The 15,820-nt window shown below is 61.5% G+C and carries 13 protein-coding genes and 1 pseudogene; 7 read left to right on the forward strand and 7 right to left on the reverse strand.

All coding sequences use genetic code 11. The features are described 5' to 3' along the window. Positions 1-144: 144 nt before the first annotated feature. The 6 genes and pseudogenes from paaK to paaF form a co-directional block, all read right to left on the reverse strand. Positions 145-1,464, reverse strand: a pseudogene (gene paaK / locus CKW35_RS05625) (phenylacetate--CoA ligase PaaK). Between the two features lie 121 nt (positions 1,465-1,585). Beyond that, a complete protein-coding gene (gene pcaF / locus CKW35_RS05630; RefSeq protein ID WP_023048136.1) occupies positions 1,586-2,806 on the reverse strand; it encodes a 3-oxoadipyl-CoA thiolase in 1,221 nt (406 codons plus the stop codon). Then, a complete protein-coding gene (gene paaI / locus CKW35_RS05635; protein ID WP_023048135.1) occupies positions 2,799-3,239 on the reverse strand; it encodes a hydroxyphenylacetyl-CoA thioesterase PaaI in 441 nt (146 codons plus the stop codon). The genes pcaF and paaI overlap by 8 nt, the downstream gene beginning before the upstream one ends. Beyond that, a complete protein-coding gene (gene paaH / locus CKW35_RS05640) occupies positions 3,232-4,749 on the reverse strand; it encodes a 3-hydroxyacyl-CoA dehydrogenase PaaH (RefSeq protein ID WP_023048134.1) in 1,518 nt (505 codons plus the stop codon). Before paaH ends, paaI begins: the two co-directional genes overlap by 8 nt. Positions 4,750-4,751: 2 nt before the next feature. After that, complete coding sequence (gene paaG / locus CKW35_RS05645) at positions 4,752-5,543, reverse strand: 2-(1,2-epoxy-1,2-dihydrophenyl)acetyl-CoA isomerase PaaG (protein ID WP_016487148.1); 792 nt, start codon at positions 5,541-5,543, stop codon at positions 4,752-4,754. Between the two features lie 34 nt (positions 5,544-5,577). Further along, positions 5,578-6,351, reverse strand: a complete 774-nt coding sequence (paaF, locus tag CKW35_RS05650) for a 2,3-dehydroadipyl-CoA hydratase PaaF (protein WP_095115388.1) — start codon at positions 6,349-6,351, stop codon at positions 5,578-5,580. A 352-nt stretch (positions 6,352-6,703) separates the two neighbouring features. Here paaF and paaY point away from each other — a divergent pair, with 352 nt between their 5' ends. Next, positions 6,704-7,303: a phenylacetic acid degradation protein PaaY gene (paaY, locus tag CKW35_RS05655; RefSeq protein ID WP_016487145.1), complete on the forward strand. Its 600-nt coding sequence runs from the start codon at positions 6,704-6,706 to the stop codon at positions 7,301-7,303. 77 nt (positions 7,304-7,380) lie between these two features. After that, entirely contained in the window at positions 7,381-8,304 is a 924-nt protein-coding gene (gene paaX / locus CKW35_RS05660; protein ID WP_175444007.1) for a phenylacetic acid degradation operon negative regulatory protein PaaX, read from the forward strand. Positions 8,305-8,322: 18 nt separating this feature from the next. On the opposite strand, the gene CKW35_RS05665 is transcribed toward paaX, so the two are convergent. After that, positions 8,323-9,924, reverse strand: coding sequence for a mechanosensitive ion channel family protein (locus CKW35_RS05665; RefSeq protein WP_016487143.1), 1,602 nt, complete (start codon positions 9,922-9,924; stop codon positions 8,323-8,325). Positions 9,925-10,211: 287 nt separating this feature from the next. Here CKW35_RS05665 and CKW35_RS05670 point away from each other — a divergent pair, with 287 nt between their 5' ends. The 5 genes from CKW35_RS05670 (at position 10,212) to CKW35_RS05690 (ending at position 15,718) form a co-directional block, all read left to right on the forward strand. Beyond that, positions 10,212-10,556 carry a helix-turn-helix domain-containing protein gene (locus CKW35_RS05670; RefSeq protein ID WP_016487142.1) on the forward strand — a complete coding sequence of 115 codons (345 nt, stop codon included), beginning with the start codon at positions 10,212-10,214 and terminating at the stop codon, positions 10,554-10,556. Then, positions 10,556-11,770 (forward strand): type II toxin-antitoxin system HipA family toxin, encoded by a 1,215-nt coding sequence (locus CKW35_RS05675; RefSeq protein ID WP_023048131.1) that lies wholly within the window; start codon positions 10,556-10,558, stop codon positions 11,768-11,770. The genes CKW35_RS05670 and CKW35_RS05675 overlap by 1 nt, the downstream gene beginning before the upstream one ends. Before the next feature lie 77 nt (positions 11,771-11,847). Further along, entirely contained in the window at positions 11,848-12,369 is a 522-nt protein-coding gene (locus CKW35_RS05680; RefSeq protein ID WP_031312017.1) for an RNA polymerase sigma factor, read from the forward strand. Beyond that, complete coding sequence (locus CKW35_RS05685; protein ID WP_033731860.1) at positions 12,366-13,214, forward strand: FecR family protein; 849 nt, start codon at positions 12,366-12,368, stop codon at positions 13,212-13,214. Before CKW35_RS05680 ends, CKW35_RS05685 begins: the two co-directional genes overlap by 4 nt. Before the next feature lie 113 nt (positions 13,215-13,327). Continuing rightward, complete coding sequence (locus CKW35_RS05690) at positions 13,328-15,718, forward strand: TonB-dependent receptor (protein ID WP_070086407.1); 2,391 nt, start codon at positions 13,328-13,330, stop codon at positions 15,716-15,718. Positions 15,719-15,820 lie beyond the last annotated feature (102 nt).

Consider the following 15,820-nt stretch of genomic DNA (forward strand, 5'->3'; position numbering starts at 1 on the left):
ATGTATCAAATAAGATTTGTGTATCGCTTTGGGGTCCCATCGCGGGTAAACCCGCTCCCACAGGGGCGCGCGGTACCTGTGAGCGCGAATAACACGCAAAAAAAACCCCGGACAGTGCCGGGGCTGCACAGGCAGATGAATGACTCAGCTGGCCAACCGTTTGTCATACACGTGGCAAGCCTTGCCCTCGGAGCGTTTGAGCGTGCCGCAAGGCTGCAGGTGCACCTGGGTGCTGATGCCGATGTAGGTCTTGATCTGTTTGCTCAACTCCCCGGTCACCCGCTTGCGCTGGCCTTCATCGAGGTGCTGGCACTCCGCACGCAATTCAACATGCACTTCGACACTGTCCAGGTTGCCATTGCGATACAGGTGAATCTCATACAGCTCGGAAAGCTGTTTTATTTTCAATACCTATTCTTCGATCTGGGTCGGGAACACGTTGACGCCGCGAATGATCAGCATGTCGTCGCTGCGCCCGGTGATCTTGCCTATCCGCCGCATGGGCCTGGCTGTGCCGGGCAAAAGGCGGGTAAGGTCGCGGGTGCGGTAACGGATCATCGGCAGCGCCTCTTTGCTTAGCGAGGTGAACACCAGTTCGCCCAGTTGGCCGTCCGGCAACACCTCACCGGTGACCGGGTCGATGATCTCGGGATAGAAGTGGTCTTCCCAGATGGTCGGGCCGTCTTTGGTCTCGATACATTCCATCGCCACCCCGGGCCCCATGATTTCCGACAGGCCATAGATGTCGAGGGCATTGATGCCCAAACGCTGCTCGATCGAACGGCGCAGCTCGTCTGTCCACGGCTCGGCACCGAAAATACCCAGGCGCAGCTTGAGGTCATGGGGGTCGATGCCCTGGCGCTCGATCTCGTCGGCCAGGTTGAGCATATAGGACGGCGTCACCATGATGATGTCGGGCTGGAAGTCGCGGATCAGCTGCACCTGCTTCTCGGTCTGACCACCCGACATCGGGATTACCGTACAGCCCAGGCGCTCGGCGCCGTAATGCGCACCCAGCCCGCCGGTGAACAGGCCGTAGCCGTAGGAAACATGCACCTTGTCGCCTTTGCGCCCACCCGCAGCGCGGATCGAGCGGGCGACCACATTGGCCCAGGTATGAATGTCGTTCTGCGTATAACCGACCACCGTAGGCTTGCCGGTGGTACCGCTGGAAGCATGCAGGCGTACCACTTCCTCCTGGGGTACGGCAAACATGCCGTAGGGGTAGTTGTCGCGCAGATCGTTCTTGCCGGTGAAGGGGAACTTCGCCAGGTCTGCCAGGCACTTGAGGTCATCGGGGTGGGTGCCGCATTCGGCAAAGCGCTGGCGGTACAACGGTACATTGTCGTAGGCGTGCTTCAGGCTCCAGCGCAGGCGCTCCAGCTGGTGCTGGCGCAGGGAATCGACGCTGGCGGTTTCCATCGGGTCCAACAAGGCACGGTCGGCATCATGGTACATGTTCATGGCTTCACTCGAATTGTTCTTGTACGCCGTGCGGGGCCGGTTACGGGCCGCGCGGTGAGTGTCATGAGCGCAGCATATACGGCTGCGTTCGGTTCGGTAACAGGCTGAAGGCGTGACCCGCTCAGAGGCGTTCTATGACCATGGCGATGCCCTGGCCAACGCCAATGCACATGGTGCACAGGGCATAGCGGCCGGCAGTTTCCTCCAGTTCGTGCAGCGCGGTGGTTACCAGGCGTGCACCGCTCATGCCGAGCGGATGGCCCAGCGCAATGGCTCCGCCGTTGCGGTTGACCCGGGGGTCGTCGTCGGCCAGGCCTAGCTCGCGTAGCACCGCCAAGCCTTGGGCGGCGAAGGCTTCGTTAAGCTCGATGACGTCCAGGTCGGCCAGTGACAATCCCGTGAGCTCAAGTACCTTTCGGGTTGCCGGCACCGGGCCGATGCCCATCAGCCGTGGCTCAACCCCGGCCACGGCCATGCCGACGATACGGCCGCGGGGCTTCAGGCCATGGCGGCGGGCAGCGGTGCTGCTGGCCAGCAACAGGGCGCAAGCGCCGTCGTTGACACCGGAGGCATTGCCGGCGGTGACGCTACCCCCTTCACGGAACGGGGTGCCGAGACGGGCGAGTTGTTCCAGCGTGGTGTCGCCGCGCGGATGCTCATCGTGCTCGACCACTTTGGCCGGGCCTTTGCGCTGGGGGATTTCGACCGGCACGATTTCTTGCGCAAGGCGGCCGCGGGCCTGAGCAGCGGCCGCCTTGTGCTGGCTGCGCAGCGCGAAGCCATCTTGGTCGGCGCGGGAGATAGCAAACTGTTCAGCGACGTTTTCAGCGGTTTCCGGCATCGAATCGGTGCCGTAGGCAGCCTTCATCAGCGGATTGACGAAGCGCCAACCGATGGTGGTGTCGAACAACTCGGCTGCGCGGCCGAAGGCCTGCTCCGACTTGCCCATGACGAAGGGCGCGCGCGACATCGACTCAACGCCGCCAGCCAGCATCAGCCCGGCTTCGCCGCAACGCAGGGCGCGGGCAGCATTGCCGATGGCGTCCAGGCCGGAGCCGCACAGGCGGTTGATCGTGGTCCCCGGTATTTCGGGGGGCAGCCCGGCCAACAGGGTGGCCATGTGGGCCACGTTGCGATTGTCTTCGCCGGCCTGGTTGGCACAGCCGAAGATCACGTCGTCGACCGCTTTCCAGTCCAGCTCGGGGTGGCGCTGGATCAAGGCCTTCAGCGGAATGGCGGCGAGGTCATCGGCACGTACGCCGCTCAAAGCCCCGGCATAGCGCCCTATGGGGGTGCGCACGGCGTCGATGATCAGGGCATCGGCGAGGGTGTGTTCAGTCATCTTGCGTCTCCTGCGCCAGCACGGTGCCGCGCACTTTGTAGGATTTGCCATGGAACATCGCCACCAGCTCACCGCGCTGGTTGTGGATGCGCACGTCGTACAGGCCGGTGCGGCCTTTGCGGCTGACCTCGCTGGCGTCGGCGGTGAGCACGTCATCGCGCAGCGCCGGTGCCAGATAGTCGATGCTGCAACCCAGGGCCACGGTGGCCTGGTCGTAGCTGTTACAGGCGAAGGCAAACGCCGAGTCGGCCAGGGCGAAGAGGAAACCGCCATGGCAGGTGCCGTGGCCCTGGATCATGTCGGCGCGTACCGGCATGCCCAGGCTTGCCCGGCCCGGGCCGGCATCCAGCAGGCTGATGCCCAGGCCCTGGGTGGCCAGATCTCGGGCATACATGGCGTCGGCACAGGCTTGTGCCAGTTCGAGTTCAGTCATGCAGGGTGCCTCCTTTGGCCTCGCAACGGCGTAACAGCAGAGAAGGGCGGTAGCGGCTCTCGCCGTAGCTGCGCTGCAGGTTGTCGAGCACGCGCAAGGTGTGGGCGATGCCGATGTGCGCAGCCCAGGCCAGCGGGCCACAGGGGTAATTGACACCGGCGCGCATCGCCAGGTCGATGTCAGCGGCGCTGCCGACGCCCTGCAACACGGCATCGGCAGCTTCGTTGGCGAGCATTGCCACTGTGCGCAGCACCACCAGGCCGGGCAGGTCGGCGACAGCAGTAACCTTGAGGCCGGCCCGCTGCAGCAGGGTCACAGCCTGGTCACGAGCGCTTGCGATGGTGTCGGCCGACCAGCTGATGGCAATACGTGAGGCGGTGCTGTAGTCCAGCGCAAGATCAAGCAGCACCAGGTTGCGCAGGCCATCTTCACGGGCGCGCTGGCTGGCGAGGCGGCCATCGGACAGTGCCAGGGTGGCATCACCGACCTGGATCACGCCGCTGCCAGCACGCTGGGTGATGGCAATGCCGTTATCGCGCAGGCGTTCTGCCAGTGGCTGCAGCACCCCCAGATGCCCCTCGACAACACAGGCATCAACACTGGCGGGGCTGTGCAGTTCGGCCGGCACTGGGCGCTGCGCGCCTTCAGCGTAGCTATAGAAGCCTTGGCCTGTCTTGCGGCCGAGGCGACCGGCATCCACCAGCTCTTTTTGCACCAGTGAAGGCTGGAAGCGGAAGTCCCCATAAAATGCGTCGAACACCGAGCAGGTCACGGCGTAGTTGACGTCGTGGCCGATCAGGTCGGTAAGCTCGAACGCACCCATACGGAAACCACCGGCATCACGCAGCAGCGCATCAAGGCTGGCGCAATCGGCCGCTCCTTCCTGTAACAGGCGCAGGCTTTCGGCATAGAAAGGCCGCGCCACACGGTTGACGATAAAGCCCGGTGTCGAGCGCGTGTGCACCGGCTGTTTGCCCCAGGCTTGGGCGGTGTCGTAGATGCACGCGGCCACGGCCGGCTCAGTTGCCAGGCCCGACACCACCTCGACCAGCGCCATCAGCGGTGCGGGGTTGAAGAAGTGCATCCCCACCACCTGCTGCGGGCGTTCAAGGCCGGCAGCAAGGCTGGTGATGGACAGCGATGAAGTGTTGCTGGCAATAATGCAATCTGCTGTGCACAGGGCTTCTAACTGATTGAACAGCGCCTGCTTGACCTGCAGGTTCTCGACGATGGCTTCGATCACCAAGCCGGCATCGGCCAGCGCGTCGAGCGTGTCGACCGGGCACAGGCGGATGCTGATCATTTCACGCTCGACAGCCTGCAATTTGCCTTTTTCCACGAGCCGGGCGAGCTGGCGATCAATACCGGCCACTGCCTGGGCAGCGGCCCCTGGGCGGTTGTCGTAAAGCTTTACCGGGTGGCCGGCCTGAGCCGCCACCTGGGCGATGCCGGCCCCCATGGCACCAGCACCGATCACCGCTACGGGCACATTGCTTGCGAGTGCGCCCATGTTCAGCGCCCCTTGAATGCGGGAGTACGCTTGTTGATGAAGGCGCTGACGCCTTCACGGTAGTCCTCGCTGCGCCCGGCCAGGCGTTGCAGGTCGCGCTCAAGCTCCAGTTGTTCATCGAAGCCGTTGTCGAAACTGGCATTGAGGCTGCGCTTGATCAACGCCAGGCCGTAGGTAGGCTGGGTGGCGAGCTGGCGGGCCAGTGTGAGGGCTTCGTCACGCAGTGCAGCATCGTCAACCACGCGATGGATCAGCCCCCATTGCTGTGCCTGTTCGGCGCCAAGGCGTTCGCCCAGCATGGCCAAGGCTTTGGCCCGTGCCATGCCGACCAGGCGCGGCAGCAGCCAGGTCCCGCCAGAGTCTGGCACCAGGCCAATTTTGCAAAATGCCTGGATGAAGCTTGCCGAGCGGGCGGCCAGTACCAGGTCGCAGGCCAGCGGAATATTCGCGCCGGCCCCGGCGGCAACACCGTTTACCGCACAGATTACCGGCAGTGGCAGGTCGCGCAGGGTGCGTACCAGCGGGTTATAGTACGTGTCGATTGAAGCGCCCAGGTCTGGCATTTCAGCGCCTGGGGCAACGTTACGGTCGGACAGGTCCTGGCCTGCGCAGAAGCCGCGGCCTTCAGCCGTCAGCAACAGCACCCGCGCATCGCTGCTCTGGCGCACTTGCTTGAGTGCTTCGCGTACTTCCAGGTGCATGGCGGTGTTGAAGCTGTTCAGCTGCTCGGGGCGGTTCAAGGAGAGGAGGGCGACGCCGTCCTCAATGGAAAACAGGATGTGCTGGAAAGTCATGACAGACTCGCTCCGTCAGTCGAGGGAAAGGTGATCAGCGGCCTTGGAAACGGGCCTGGCGCTTTTCCTGGAAGGCCCGGATACCTTCGTCGCGGTCGGCGGTGCCGGCCAGCAGGGTGAATGCATGGCGTTCGAAGCGCAGGCCACTGGCCAGGTCTGTATCGCCGGCCTTCAGCAGCGCCTCTTTTGCCAGGCGCACGGCCAGCGGCGCCTTGGCGGCGATGCTGCGGGCCACATGCAGGGCGCGTTCTACGGTGAATTCGGGCTGGGTCACTTCACTGACCAGGCCTGCCTGCTGGGCGTGACGGGCGCTAATGGCTTCGCCGGTCAGCACCATCTGCATGGCCAATGGCTTGCCAACGGCGCGCAACAGGCGCTGGGTGCCGCCAGCGCCGGGGATGATGCCGAGGTTGATCTCCGGCTGGCCGAAACGGGCGTCGGTACCGGCGATGACGATGTCAGCGCACATCACCAGCTCGCAACCACCGCCCAAGGCATAGCCATTGACTGCCGCAATCAGCGGCTTGGCAAAGCCGGCGATGCGCTGCCAGTGGGCTACCCGAGGATCGTTGAGGATGCCGACCAGGTCGCGCTCGGCCATTTCGCGGATGTCAGCGCCTGCGGCGAATGCCTTGCGGTTGCCAGTGACCACCACCGCAGCGGTCTGATCATCTTGGGCGGCTGTATCCAGTGCAGTGGCCAGCTCTGCCAGTAGCTCGGTACACAGGGCGTTGAGAGTCTCTGGCCGTTGCAAGGTGATGAGCTGAACGCCGTTTTCCGGCGCCTGCACATTGAGATATCGCGGCATGTCGGGGTCCTCTGGCTGCACGCACGGCACATCGTGGGGCCGGCATTTCTTGGAATTGTTTGCAGGGTCGTGATGCTGGGTCACGAACAGGTGAGCCCAGTATATGCATTATGCGATACACGAAATCAACATCAAAAATGCCATATCGTATCTCTTTAATGAGATCTTTAACTATTTCAATCGTTACGATTAAGGACTTTTAAACCGTATAATGTCGATTTTTAACTGATTATCGAGTGTTTTCGCCTGCCGATCCAAGCAGATATAAAGTGATACACAGCGATGGCGTTTGACGAGAAATTTCCTTGTGATACAAGATCAGGTGCCATTTCAAATCATTTCTGGAGTTCGCATGCCTTGCTATCGACTGGACGGCCTGACGCCCGTGGTTCACCCGACCGCCTACGTGCACCCAAGTGCAGTACTGATCGGCGATGTCATCGTCGGCCCTCGTTGCTACATAGGCCCCTTGGCATCGCTCAGGGGCGACTTCGGCCGCATCGTGCTAGAGGAGGGCGCCAACCTTCAGGACACCTGCGTGATGCATGGCTTCCCGGGTGGTGACACCGTAGTAGAGCGCAACGGGCACATCGGCCATGGCGCCGTGCTGCACGGATGCCGCGTGGGCGAAGACGCCTTGATCGGCATGAACGCAGTGGTCATGGATGGCGCCCACGTAGCGCCAGGCTGCATCGTTGCGGCCACCGCTTTCGTCAAGGCCGGCTTCGAATGTGCGGCTCAGAGCCTGGTGATGGGTTCGCCAGCGCTGGTAAAGCGCCCGTTGACCGATCAGGAGCTGGCCTGGAAGCAGGCCGGCACTGCGCAGTACCAGGAACTGACGCAGCGCTGCATGACCAGCATGGTCGAATGCCCGCCGCTGGCCGAGGCAGAAGTGGGGCGCCCGCGTATGGAAGACACCGGCTTCAGGCCCAAAGGCCAGGCAAGCGCATGAGCCTGACAGCCACCCGCATTGGCCAGGCGGCCCGCCGCACAGGTATAGTCGGTGCTTTATCCGCGCACAGTTCGCCCATGAGCAATCTTGCACCACTGAACCATTTGATCACCCGCTTTCAGGAGCAGACGCCAATCCGCGCCAGCTCGCTGATCATCACGCTGTACGGCGATGCCATCGAGCCTCACGGCGGGACCGTCTGGCTGGGTAGCCTGATCAACCTGCTGGAGCCGATAGGTATCAACGAGCGGTTGATCCGCACGTCGATCTTTCGCCTGACCAAGGAAGGCTGGCTGACCGCCGAAAAAGTCGGCCGGCGCAGCTATTACAGCCTCACCGGCACGGGCCGGCGCCGTTTCGAAAAAGCCTTCAAGCGCGTTTACAGTGCGAGCCTGCCCGCCTGGGACGGCGCCTGGACGCTGGTGTTGCTGTCGCAGCTGGAGGCCAGCAAGCGCAAGGCCGTGCGCGAAGAACTGGAGTGGCAAGGCTACGGCGCCATCGCCCCGAACGTACTCGGCTGCCCGCGCGCTGATCGTGCCGACCTGGCGACCACCTTGCGCGAGCTGGACGCCACTGACGACAGCATCGTCTTCGAAACCCACACCCAGCAAGTACTGGCCTCCAAGGCCATGCGCGCCCAGGTGCGGGAGAGCTGGCGGATCCAGGAACTGGGCGAGCACTACAGCGAATTCATCCGCTTGTTCCGGCCGCTGTGGCAGGCGCTCAAGGAGCAGAAAGAGCTCGATGCCCAGGACTGCTTCCTGGCACGGACCTTGTTGATCCACGAGTACCGCCGGCTGCTGCTGCGTGACCCGCAGTTGCCGGATGAGCTGCTGCCTGGGGACTGGGAAGGCAGGGCTGCTCGCCAGTTGTGCCGTAACCTCTATCGGCTGGTGTGGGACAAGGCCGAAGCGTGGCTGGGGACCGCGCTGGAGACGGCGGATGGGCCGCTGCCGGATGTCAACGAGAGCTTCTACAAGCGGTTTGGTGGTTTGGGCTGAAGCCGGCGATATTCCCTTTCAAGGCTTGCTGGGTGGTTGCGGATGTTCTGGCTTGGCAGGGTCGGCGTACCACTGCTCCCTTGGCACCCACTTGGCCTGCAGCGGGTCGCCGAGGTAGTGGGGCGACATGATCTGCACGCCGTACTCGTTGAAAACGTCCTGGATATTGGCGTGCAGCAGGCTGAGGAGGAGGGCGCGTGGCCTGGGCAGCGACGGAATGGCCTGGGCCACCAGGCGGTACTCCGGATAAAAATCCGACAGCGCCGTCTGGAACACCTGGGGTTCGGGTTTTGCCAGTACGCCATCGGTACGCCGGGCCGCCTCCAGCAACATGGCTTCGACCTGCCGCCACGGCGTGTCGTAGCCGATGGTCACCACCGTATCGACCACATAGCCTGGCCCCTCGACGATGCGTGAGTAGTTTTTCGTCACGGTGCCCGTGATCATGGAATTGGGCAGCGTGAGCACCTCGCCAAGGCCGGTGCGGATGGTGGTGGTGAATATGCCCACCTCGGTCACCGTGCCTTCGTAGTCGCCCACGCGCACGAACTCACCGGCGCGCAGCGTCCTTGTATAGGTGAGAATCAGCCCGGCCGCAGCCTGGCCGACGACACTGGTGGCCCCGAGCGAGATCATCAGCCCGAGCAGTACCGACAGGCCCTTGAACGCATCGGTACCTGAGCCAGGCAGGTACGGGTAGGCCATCACCAGGGCGAACAGCCAGATCGCCAATGACGTCAGCCGCATGGTGGGCTGCAGGGTTTCTTCGGTAAGCCACTTCAACGTGCCCGGCCGTGCCATGCGCCGCAGCACCCGTTTGGAAAACGCGCTGATACCGCGGGCAATGAAGAAAATCGACAGGGCAACGGCAAGCCCAGGGATGGCGTGAAGGATACCGCTGACCAGGTAGCCGAGCAGCGCCATCAGGTAGACATTCAGGCTTTCACCCCACGCCCGGGTATAGGGGAACTGCGACAGTACGAAGCCCAGCCATTGGTAGCAGAGCAATAGCAGCACCAGCCAGTACACCAGCCACAGCGAACGATCGGCCAGGTAGTAGAGGTTCTGCAGGTCGAACAGGGGTGTTTGACCCACCCTGAAACGCTCGGAGTGCTTGCCCATCAGTCTGGGCAACAGCCCCAAAAGCTTGCGCCGCACACCTCGCGCGCCCTTGGCCAGAAGCATGAACAGCAAGGTGGCCGCCGCCGAATAGCCGACAGCATTGAGCAGAAAGCGCACGCTGCGCGCCTGGCGTGTTTCCTCGACCACCAGGCGCAGGTTCTCTGCGGCCAGCTCGGCGGCTTCGCGCGCGGTGATATCGTTGGCGGCGGCGTCCTGCGGTGTGACGATGAACGCGCGGCGATCGCCCAGCAGTACCAGGTAACTGTTCAGGATAGAGTCGATTCTAATGCCCTGGTCATCTTCATCCTGCAACGCCTCTTCAATGGCCGACTTGGCCCGAAGGGCTCGAACCTGTGGTGTTTCACCCAGCAAGGTGGCACGAAAGACAAATACCGTGCGGTTGATGATTTGCAGCGCTGCAGGTTCAGGCGTTGCAGCACCGGCTGGCGTCGCTGAAGGCTCCAGGCCCTCTGCATGTAGGAGGGTTGAGCACAGCATCTGTAGCGCCAGAGCCAGCCAACACGCTTGCCTGCATCCACGCATGATCCTCATGCTTCGCTCCCCTGCGACCCGAGGTTGGGCTGCTTCCAGCATAGTCGGGTTTCTGGCCTGCCCAGCATCGCGTACACGGGTAACCAGGCCGTAAATACCCAAATATAAGGTTAACCATAACGATCTTTATGACACTTAAGGCTTATGGTGGTGCGTGTTATCTTTATCGTGAAAACCTTTAAAGCGTGCTATGGTTTACCTTATACAACTTAATATTAGTGCTGGTTGACTTTATGGATGACTTTTTTCCCGTCGCCTGCGCCGATACCCTTAATAAAATAGGGCTTCTGGTCAAGGCAAAGCGTTTGTCGCTCGGTTTACGCCAAACAGACCTCACGGTAGCAATCGGCGTCTCCGCGCATAACCTTCGCAAGATCGAAGGCGGCTCCGCGCGCGTGGACCTGCGTTCGTTCATGCTGGTGTTATGGCGCCTGGGTATCAGCGACACGGTCTTCGCCTCGCTGGAAGGCATTGAAAAAACCTCCCAGATCACCCGTTTCAGTGATGACGACGATGCCCACCAGCGCCTCGCATCCCGCCGCGTGCGGCTGGCAAAACCCAAGCCTGAGGAATTCTGATGTCCCGTGCCTACATCTATATGGAGCACCCCGACACAGCTGAGGTCATCACCCTTGGCCGGCTGACCCTAAAAGACAAGGTCGGTGAGTTCCTCTATGCGCCTGACCATGTGGCGCGAGGTGGCTGGGTACCCGACCCGATCAATTACCCCCTGCGTGCCGAGCCCTATACGGGGATCGCCAAGAACCGCGGCATACCCGGCTTCATCAATGACGCCATGCCTGATGGCTGGGGTGAGCGGCTGCTGCATCGGGCGTACGGCCAGGAACTGGGCACGCTCGATTTCTTGCTTAAGTCACCGAACAACGACCGCGTCGGCAACCTGATGGCCGGCGGCGCAACCACGCCCGCACCTGGCCTGGGCGATGGTGCGGTACCCACCTTGAAAGGCCTGGCGAAATTCGTCGCCGCGTGCGAAGCGGTGTACGACGGCCAGCTCGACGCCGAGTCGGTGGCAACCCTCAACGTACGCCAGCAGCGTTCCGCCCTGGGCGGCGCGCGCCCAAAACGTACGCTGCAGGACAACGGTATGCTGATTCTGGCCAAGCCCCGTGATCGCTTCGATCACTACGACCTGCCCTCGATCGAATATGCCTGCATGACCTTTGCAGCAGGGCAAGGCTTGAACGTCGCAAAAACCGCGTTGCATGCCGAAAACCCTTCAACCTTGCTGATCGAGCGCTTCGACCGCACGCCGATTGCACAGGGCGCCCGGCGCATTCCCATGCTCAGCGCATTGACCCTGCTGAACTCGGAATGGAACGGCGCACACCACCGGGATTGGCGCTACGCCGCAGTAGCCGATGAAATGCGCCGGCGGGGTGTGCCCGACGCTGATCTGCAGGAGCTGTTCAAGCGCATGTGCTACAACGCCCTGGTGGGGAACTCTGACGACCATCCACGCAACCATGCGGTGATCTGGGTGGCCGGCGGGTGGCGTCTGTCACCGATGTACGACGTACTGCCGATGCTCGAGGAAGGGCCGGCCCAGACCTTGGCCATGGCTGTTGGCCGTGAAGGCCGCCAGATCAGCCGCGCAAACCTGCTCAGTCACCACGCTCACTTTGCCCTGACGCGGGAGCAGGCCGAGCAGCTACTGGAAGAAGTGGCGGGGTGGGAGCAGGCGTTGAAGGCGCATTACCAGCAGTTGCTTGCGGGGGAAGATTTGCGCATGGCGTGTGAGGCGGCGAGTGCGGTGCGGATGCTCAGCTGAGCGAGCGTCTTTCGCTTTTGAATGACATGCATTCCCATTTATACTTGCATCTCATTTCCTTTGTGTTCAACGCTATCGTGCAGGCAGATCCTCCAAAGCCATCATTGCTCGCCACCTTGATCCGTCATTACGACGACTTGGTCGACCATGTGCGCCGGCGCTTCGGTGAACGGGTCTTCGCGCGTGAAGTCGTTCATGACCTTTGCGTGCAGTTGCTGGAGGATGACGAGCGAGAAGGGGTGCGGCAGCCCTTGGCGCTGTTATGCAAGATCGCCCATGACAATGCGGTTTCGCATTGTCGTCGCGAGCGCCGGCGGGGCAACGTGATCATCACACTGGCCGAGCTGCCTGAAGTCGCCTGCAGTGCACCACCACAGGAGCGCCAGGTCGATGCCGCGAAGACACTGGACAAACTGGTTGCCGCCATTTCCCGATTGCCTCCTCGCTGCCAGGCAGTATTCATCATGCACAAGTTGCACCAGATACCGCAGGCCGAGGTCGCAGAGCGCCTGGGCATTTCCCTGAAAACGGTAGAAAAGCATTTGCGCCTTGGTATGATCGCTTGCCGTGAATATCTGCAAAGCGAGGGGGCACCGTGAGCCGTCTACGCGATAAAAACGATGCCGCAGTCGATGATGCGCTGGCCACGTGTCGCGAGGACTTGAAGCTGCGTTTCCCTCTACCCAGCCCGCCACCTGCCAGAAAGCCTCGCAAAAGCACCAAGGCAGTCTCGTTGCTGGTGTTGGCCCTGGTGGCAGGTGCTGTGTGGCAGAACCCTGCGTACCGCAACGAGCACTATGTCACCCAGGTGGGGCAACGCCAGTCGGTGCAGTTGGCCGATGGCAGCCAGATCAAGCTGGACGGTGGCAGCGAGGTGCGCGTGAGCTGGCATTTGCGTAGTCGGAACATTGAGTTGGTACGGGGCCAGGCACTGTTCGCCGTTTCGCCCATGCTGTATCGGCCGTTTCTGGTCGATGCAGGCACTGCCGCTATACGTGTGGTCGGCACCCGATTCAACGTCAATAGATACTCGGATGATGTCCGGGTGACTGTTGCCCAAGGCCAGGTGGAAGTCAAAGGGCGCGCCTTGGACCGTACCTCGCAGCTGCTGGCCGGGCAGCAGTTGCTCGTCCACAACGGCATCCCCGCTGACGTGGTCAAGAGCAGTGTCGAAGACGCGATTGCATGGCAGCAAAGCCGATGGGTGTTCGAAGGCACACCACTGGTTGAGGTCGTTGCCGCACTGCAACGTTACTACGCCCAGCCGGTCGAGCTGGTGGGGCCTGAAGTAGGGCGCTTGCCGGTTTCAGGTGTTTTCAACAGCGACCAAGCCGAAACCTTGCTGGCGCTGCTGCCTGAAATTCTTCCGGTAAAGGTCACCAGGGAAGGCGCAAACCTGCGCATTCACCCCAAAGGGGCAAAAAATAATTCGCCAACGAGGTAGGGTTGCGACCGCTGGGAGGCGGCTATCACTTTGTACCCATCTCTTGGAGAATAAAAGTGAGTCAGCTCTTCCTGCGTGCACCTTGGCACGTATCGGTCTTGACCAGCACCCTGATGGCCAGCCAATGGTCGCACGCACAAGCGTTGGTGGTGGTTGAATTCAATGTTCCCGCATCAACACTGGAGCGCTCATTGAATGCCGTGGCTCGCCAGGCGGGCGCCCAGGTGCTGTTTTCCAGTGAACTGACTGCGGGGAAGCAGGCGCCGGCGCTGCAAGGGCGTTACACACTGGAGCAGGCGCTGGAGCATGTGCTTGAGCACAGCGGGCTGGTCGGCAAGGCGCGTGACGAGCGTACCTTCATTGTTGTGCCGCCAAACGATGCCATGATGGGCAGGGGGCTGGCTTCAACCAGCAGTACGGTGGAGCTGGCCAACGTGGAGATCACGTCCTCTCGGCTTTCCAGCAACGTGGTAGCGCAGGCTCGCCAGGTAAATGTCATCGAGCGAGAGCAACTGAAGCAACTGCGCCAAGGCTCTGATGGTTTGGCGACGTTACTGGCCAAGAGCATCCCGGGGATGGCCGATTCAAGCCGAACCATCACCGATTATGGGCAAACCCTGCGTGGACGTACGATGCTGGTCCTGGTCGATGGCGTGCCCCTGAACACCAACCGTGACTCCTCGCGTAACCTGGCCAACATCGACCCGGCATTGATCGAGCGCATCGAGGTGATTCGCGGCAGCAGTGCTATCTACGGCGCCGGTGCAACGGGCGGGATCATCTCTATCACCACGCGGCCAGCCGGCGGTGAAGCAATGGCCGAAACTACGTTGACCGGCGTGTCGCCCTTGAGCCAGATGGACAGCGATGGCCTGGGAGGGCAGTTACAGCACCATGTTGCCGGCTCACAAGGGGCCTTGGATTACGCGCTTGATTTCGGTGCACGCCATATCGGCGCCTCTTACGACGCCAAAGGGCATCGTATTGCGCCCGAGCCGAGCCAAGGCGACCTGTTTGATTCCAACACTTACAACATTGGCGGCAAATTCGGCTGGCGCATTGATGAGCAACAGCGCGTTCAGCTTTCGCTTAGCCACTACACCGCCGAGCAGGACAGTGACTATACCGCCGACCCCTCGGTCAGCCGGTTGCCGCCGGGTTCAGTCCCTGCGCAACCGTTGTCCGGGTTGTCACTCGACGAGCAAAACCAGATCAAGAACACATTAGTGAATCTTCAGTATGCCCACACAGAGGTGCTCGGAGGCACACTCGACACCCAGCTTTACTATCGCGACTATTTCACCCGCTTCACACCATTCGATGCGCGAGGCGTGGCCACCCGCGGGCGCAATGTCGATCAAGTCATGCAAAACAGTGAAGTCTTTGGTAGCCGCATCACGCTGCGAACCCCGTTAGGCGGCTCGGATACCGAGGTGTTATGGGGTGGCGACTTCAACCAGGAGCGCAGCGACATGCCCATCGATATCTTCGACCCGCAGGAATTCGATGCGAGCGGTGGGGCGGTGTTCAACAAGATCGGCAAGTTGACGTACATGCCAGACCTGACGTCCCGCAGCGTAGGCGCATTTGCACAGTTGCAGCACCGCTTCACCGAGCAGTGGTCAATGGAGGGCGGCGTGCGTTATGAATATGCCACTGCTAAATACGGGGACTTCGTGCCGCTGTCCGAATCGACTGCAGCGAGCCCAGCCACGGTGGAAGGCGGCAAGGTGCATTACGATGCGCTGCTTTCCAATATCAGCCTGACTTACTCGCCGGTCAGCGGACAGGCGATATATGCCGCCTTCAGCCAAGGCTTCCAACTGCCCGACATTGGCGTGCAATTGCGTAATGCGCGGCGGGACTTCGAGGTCGGATCTTCCAATCTGGAACCGGTCAAGACCAACAACTACGAACTCGGCTGGCGCGGCGACCTGGGCGAGCAGACCCTGGCATCGCTGGCCATTTTCTATACCACTTCCAAATTGGGGGATGTGCAAAGCTTCAACAATGGCCTGATCCTCACGCGCACCCAGGAACGGATCTACGGTGTTGAGGGCAGTGCCGACTGGCTGACCCGCCACGAGCATTGGGGGGCAGGGGGGAGCTTCACCTGGATGAAAGGGCGCGAGCAACCGGACGGAGGCGATTGGCAAGACATGACGGGCTACCGTATTCCACCGCTGAAGCTGACGGCTTATCTTCAATACAAACCTGACGAAGACTGGACCCACCGCGTGCAGGCGACTTACTTTGGCGCAGAGGACTACCGCCTCAATGGCGTAGAGAGTTTTGGCAGACGCAGGGTGGAGGTTTACACCACGGTGGACGTCATCAGCCAGTACCAACTGAGTGAAGGGGATCAGATCAGCGTAGGCGTACAGAACCTGTTCAATCGGTACTATTATCCGCTCTATAGCCAGCTGATGCGGAACAGCAACAATACCAGCCACTTGCCAGCGCCCGGTGCCGTAATCACAGCGAGTTATACCCACCGATGGTGATCTTGCAGGCCATGTTCAGCACGGTCTGAATATAACTAAACTAAATGAACATTTAGCGTAGTTATATTCAGAAGCAACCAAAGAGGCAGGTGGCGAGGTGAA

The organism is Pseudomonas sp. Irchel 3F3, assembly GCF_900187545.1.
In the GTDB taxonomy this organism is placed as follows: Bacteria; Pseudomonadota; Gammaproteobacteria; order Pseudomonadales; family Pseudomonadaceae; genus Aquipseudomonas; species Aquipseudomonas fortuita.

Bases quoted from the DNA above. Each gene is read 5' to 3' on its own strand.
- pcaF (WP_023048136.1), bottom strand. From the start codon at position 2,806: ATGACTGAACACACCCTCGCCGATGCCCTGATCATCGACGCCGTGCGC.
- paaI (WP_023048135.1), bottom strand. From the start codon at position 3,239: ATGACTGAACTCGAACTGGCACAAGCCTGTGCCGACGCCATGTATGCC.
- paaH (WP_023048134.1), bottom strand. From the start codon at position 4,749: ATGGGCGCACTCGCAAGCAATGTGCCCGTAGCGGTGATCGGTGCTGGT.
- paaG (WP_016487148.1), bottom strand. From the start codon at position 5,543: ATGACTTTCCAGCACATCCTGTTTTCCATTGAGGACGGCGTCGCCCTC.
- paaF (WP_095115388.1), bottom strand. From the start codon at position 6,351: ATGCCGCGATATCTCAATGTGCAGGCGCCGGAAAACGGCGTTCAGCTC.
- paaY (WP_016487145.1), top strand. From the start codon at position 6,704: ATGCCTTGCTATCGACTGGACGGCCTGACGCCCGTGGTTCACCCGACC.
- paaX (WP_175444007.1), top strand. From the start codon at position 7,381: ATGAGCAATCTTGCACCACTGAACCATTTGATCACCCGCTTTCAGGAG.
- CKW35_RS05665 (WP_016487143.1), bottom strand. From the start codon at position 9,924: ATGCTGTGCTCAACCCTCCTACATGCAGAGGGCCTGGAGCCTTCAGCG.
- CKW35_RS05670 (WP_016487142.1), top strand. From the start codon at position 10,212: ATGGATGACTTTTTTCCCGTCGCCTGCGCCGATACCCTTAATAAAATA.
- CKW35_RS05675 (WP_023048131.1), top strand. From the start codon at position 10,556: ATGTCCCGTGCCTACATCTATATGGAGCACCCCGACACAGCTGAGGTC.
- CKW35_RS05690 (WP_070086407.1), top strand. From the start codon at position 13,328: ATGGCCAGCCAATGGTCGCACGCACAAGCGTTGGTGGTGGTTGAATTC.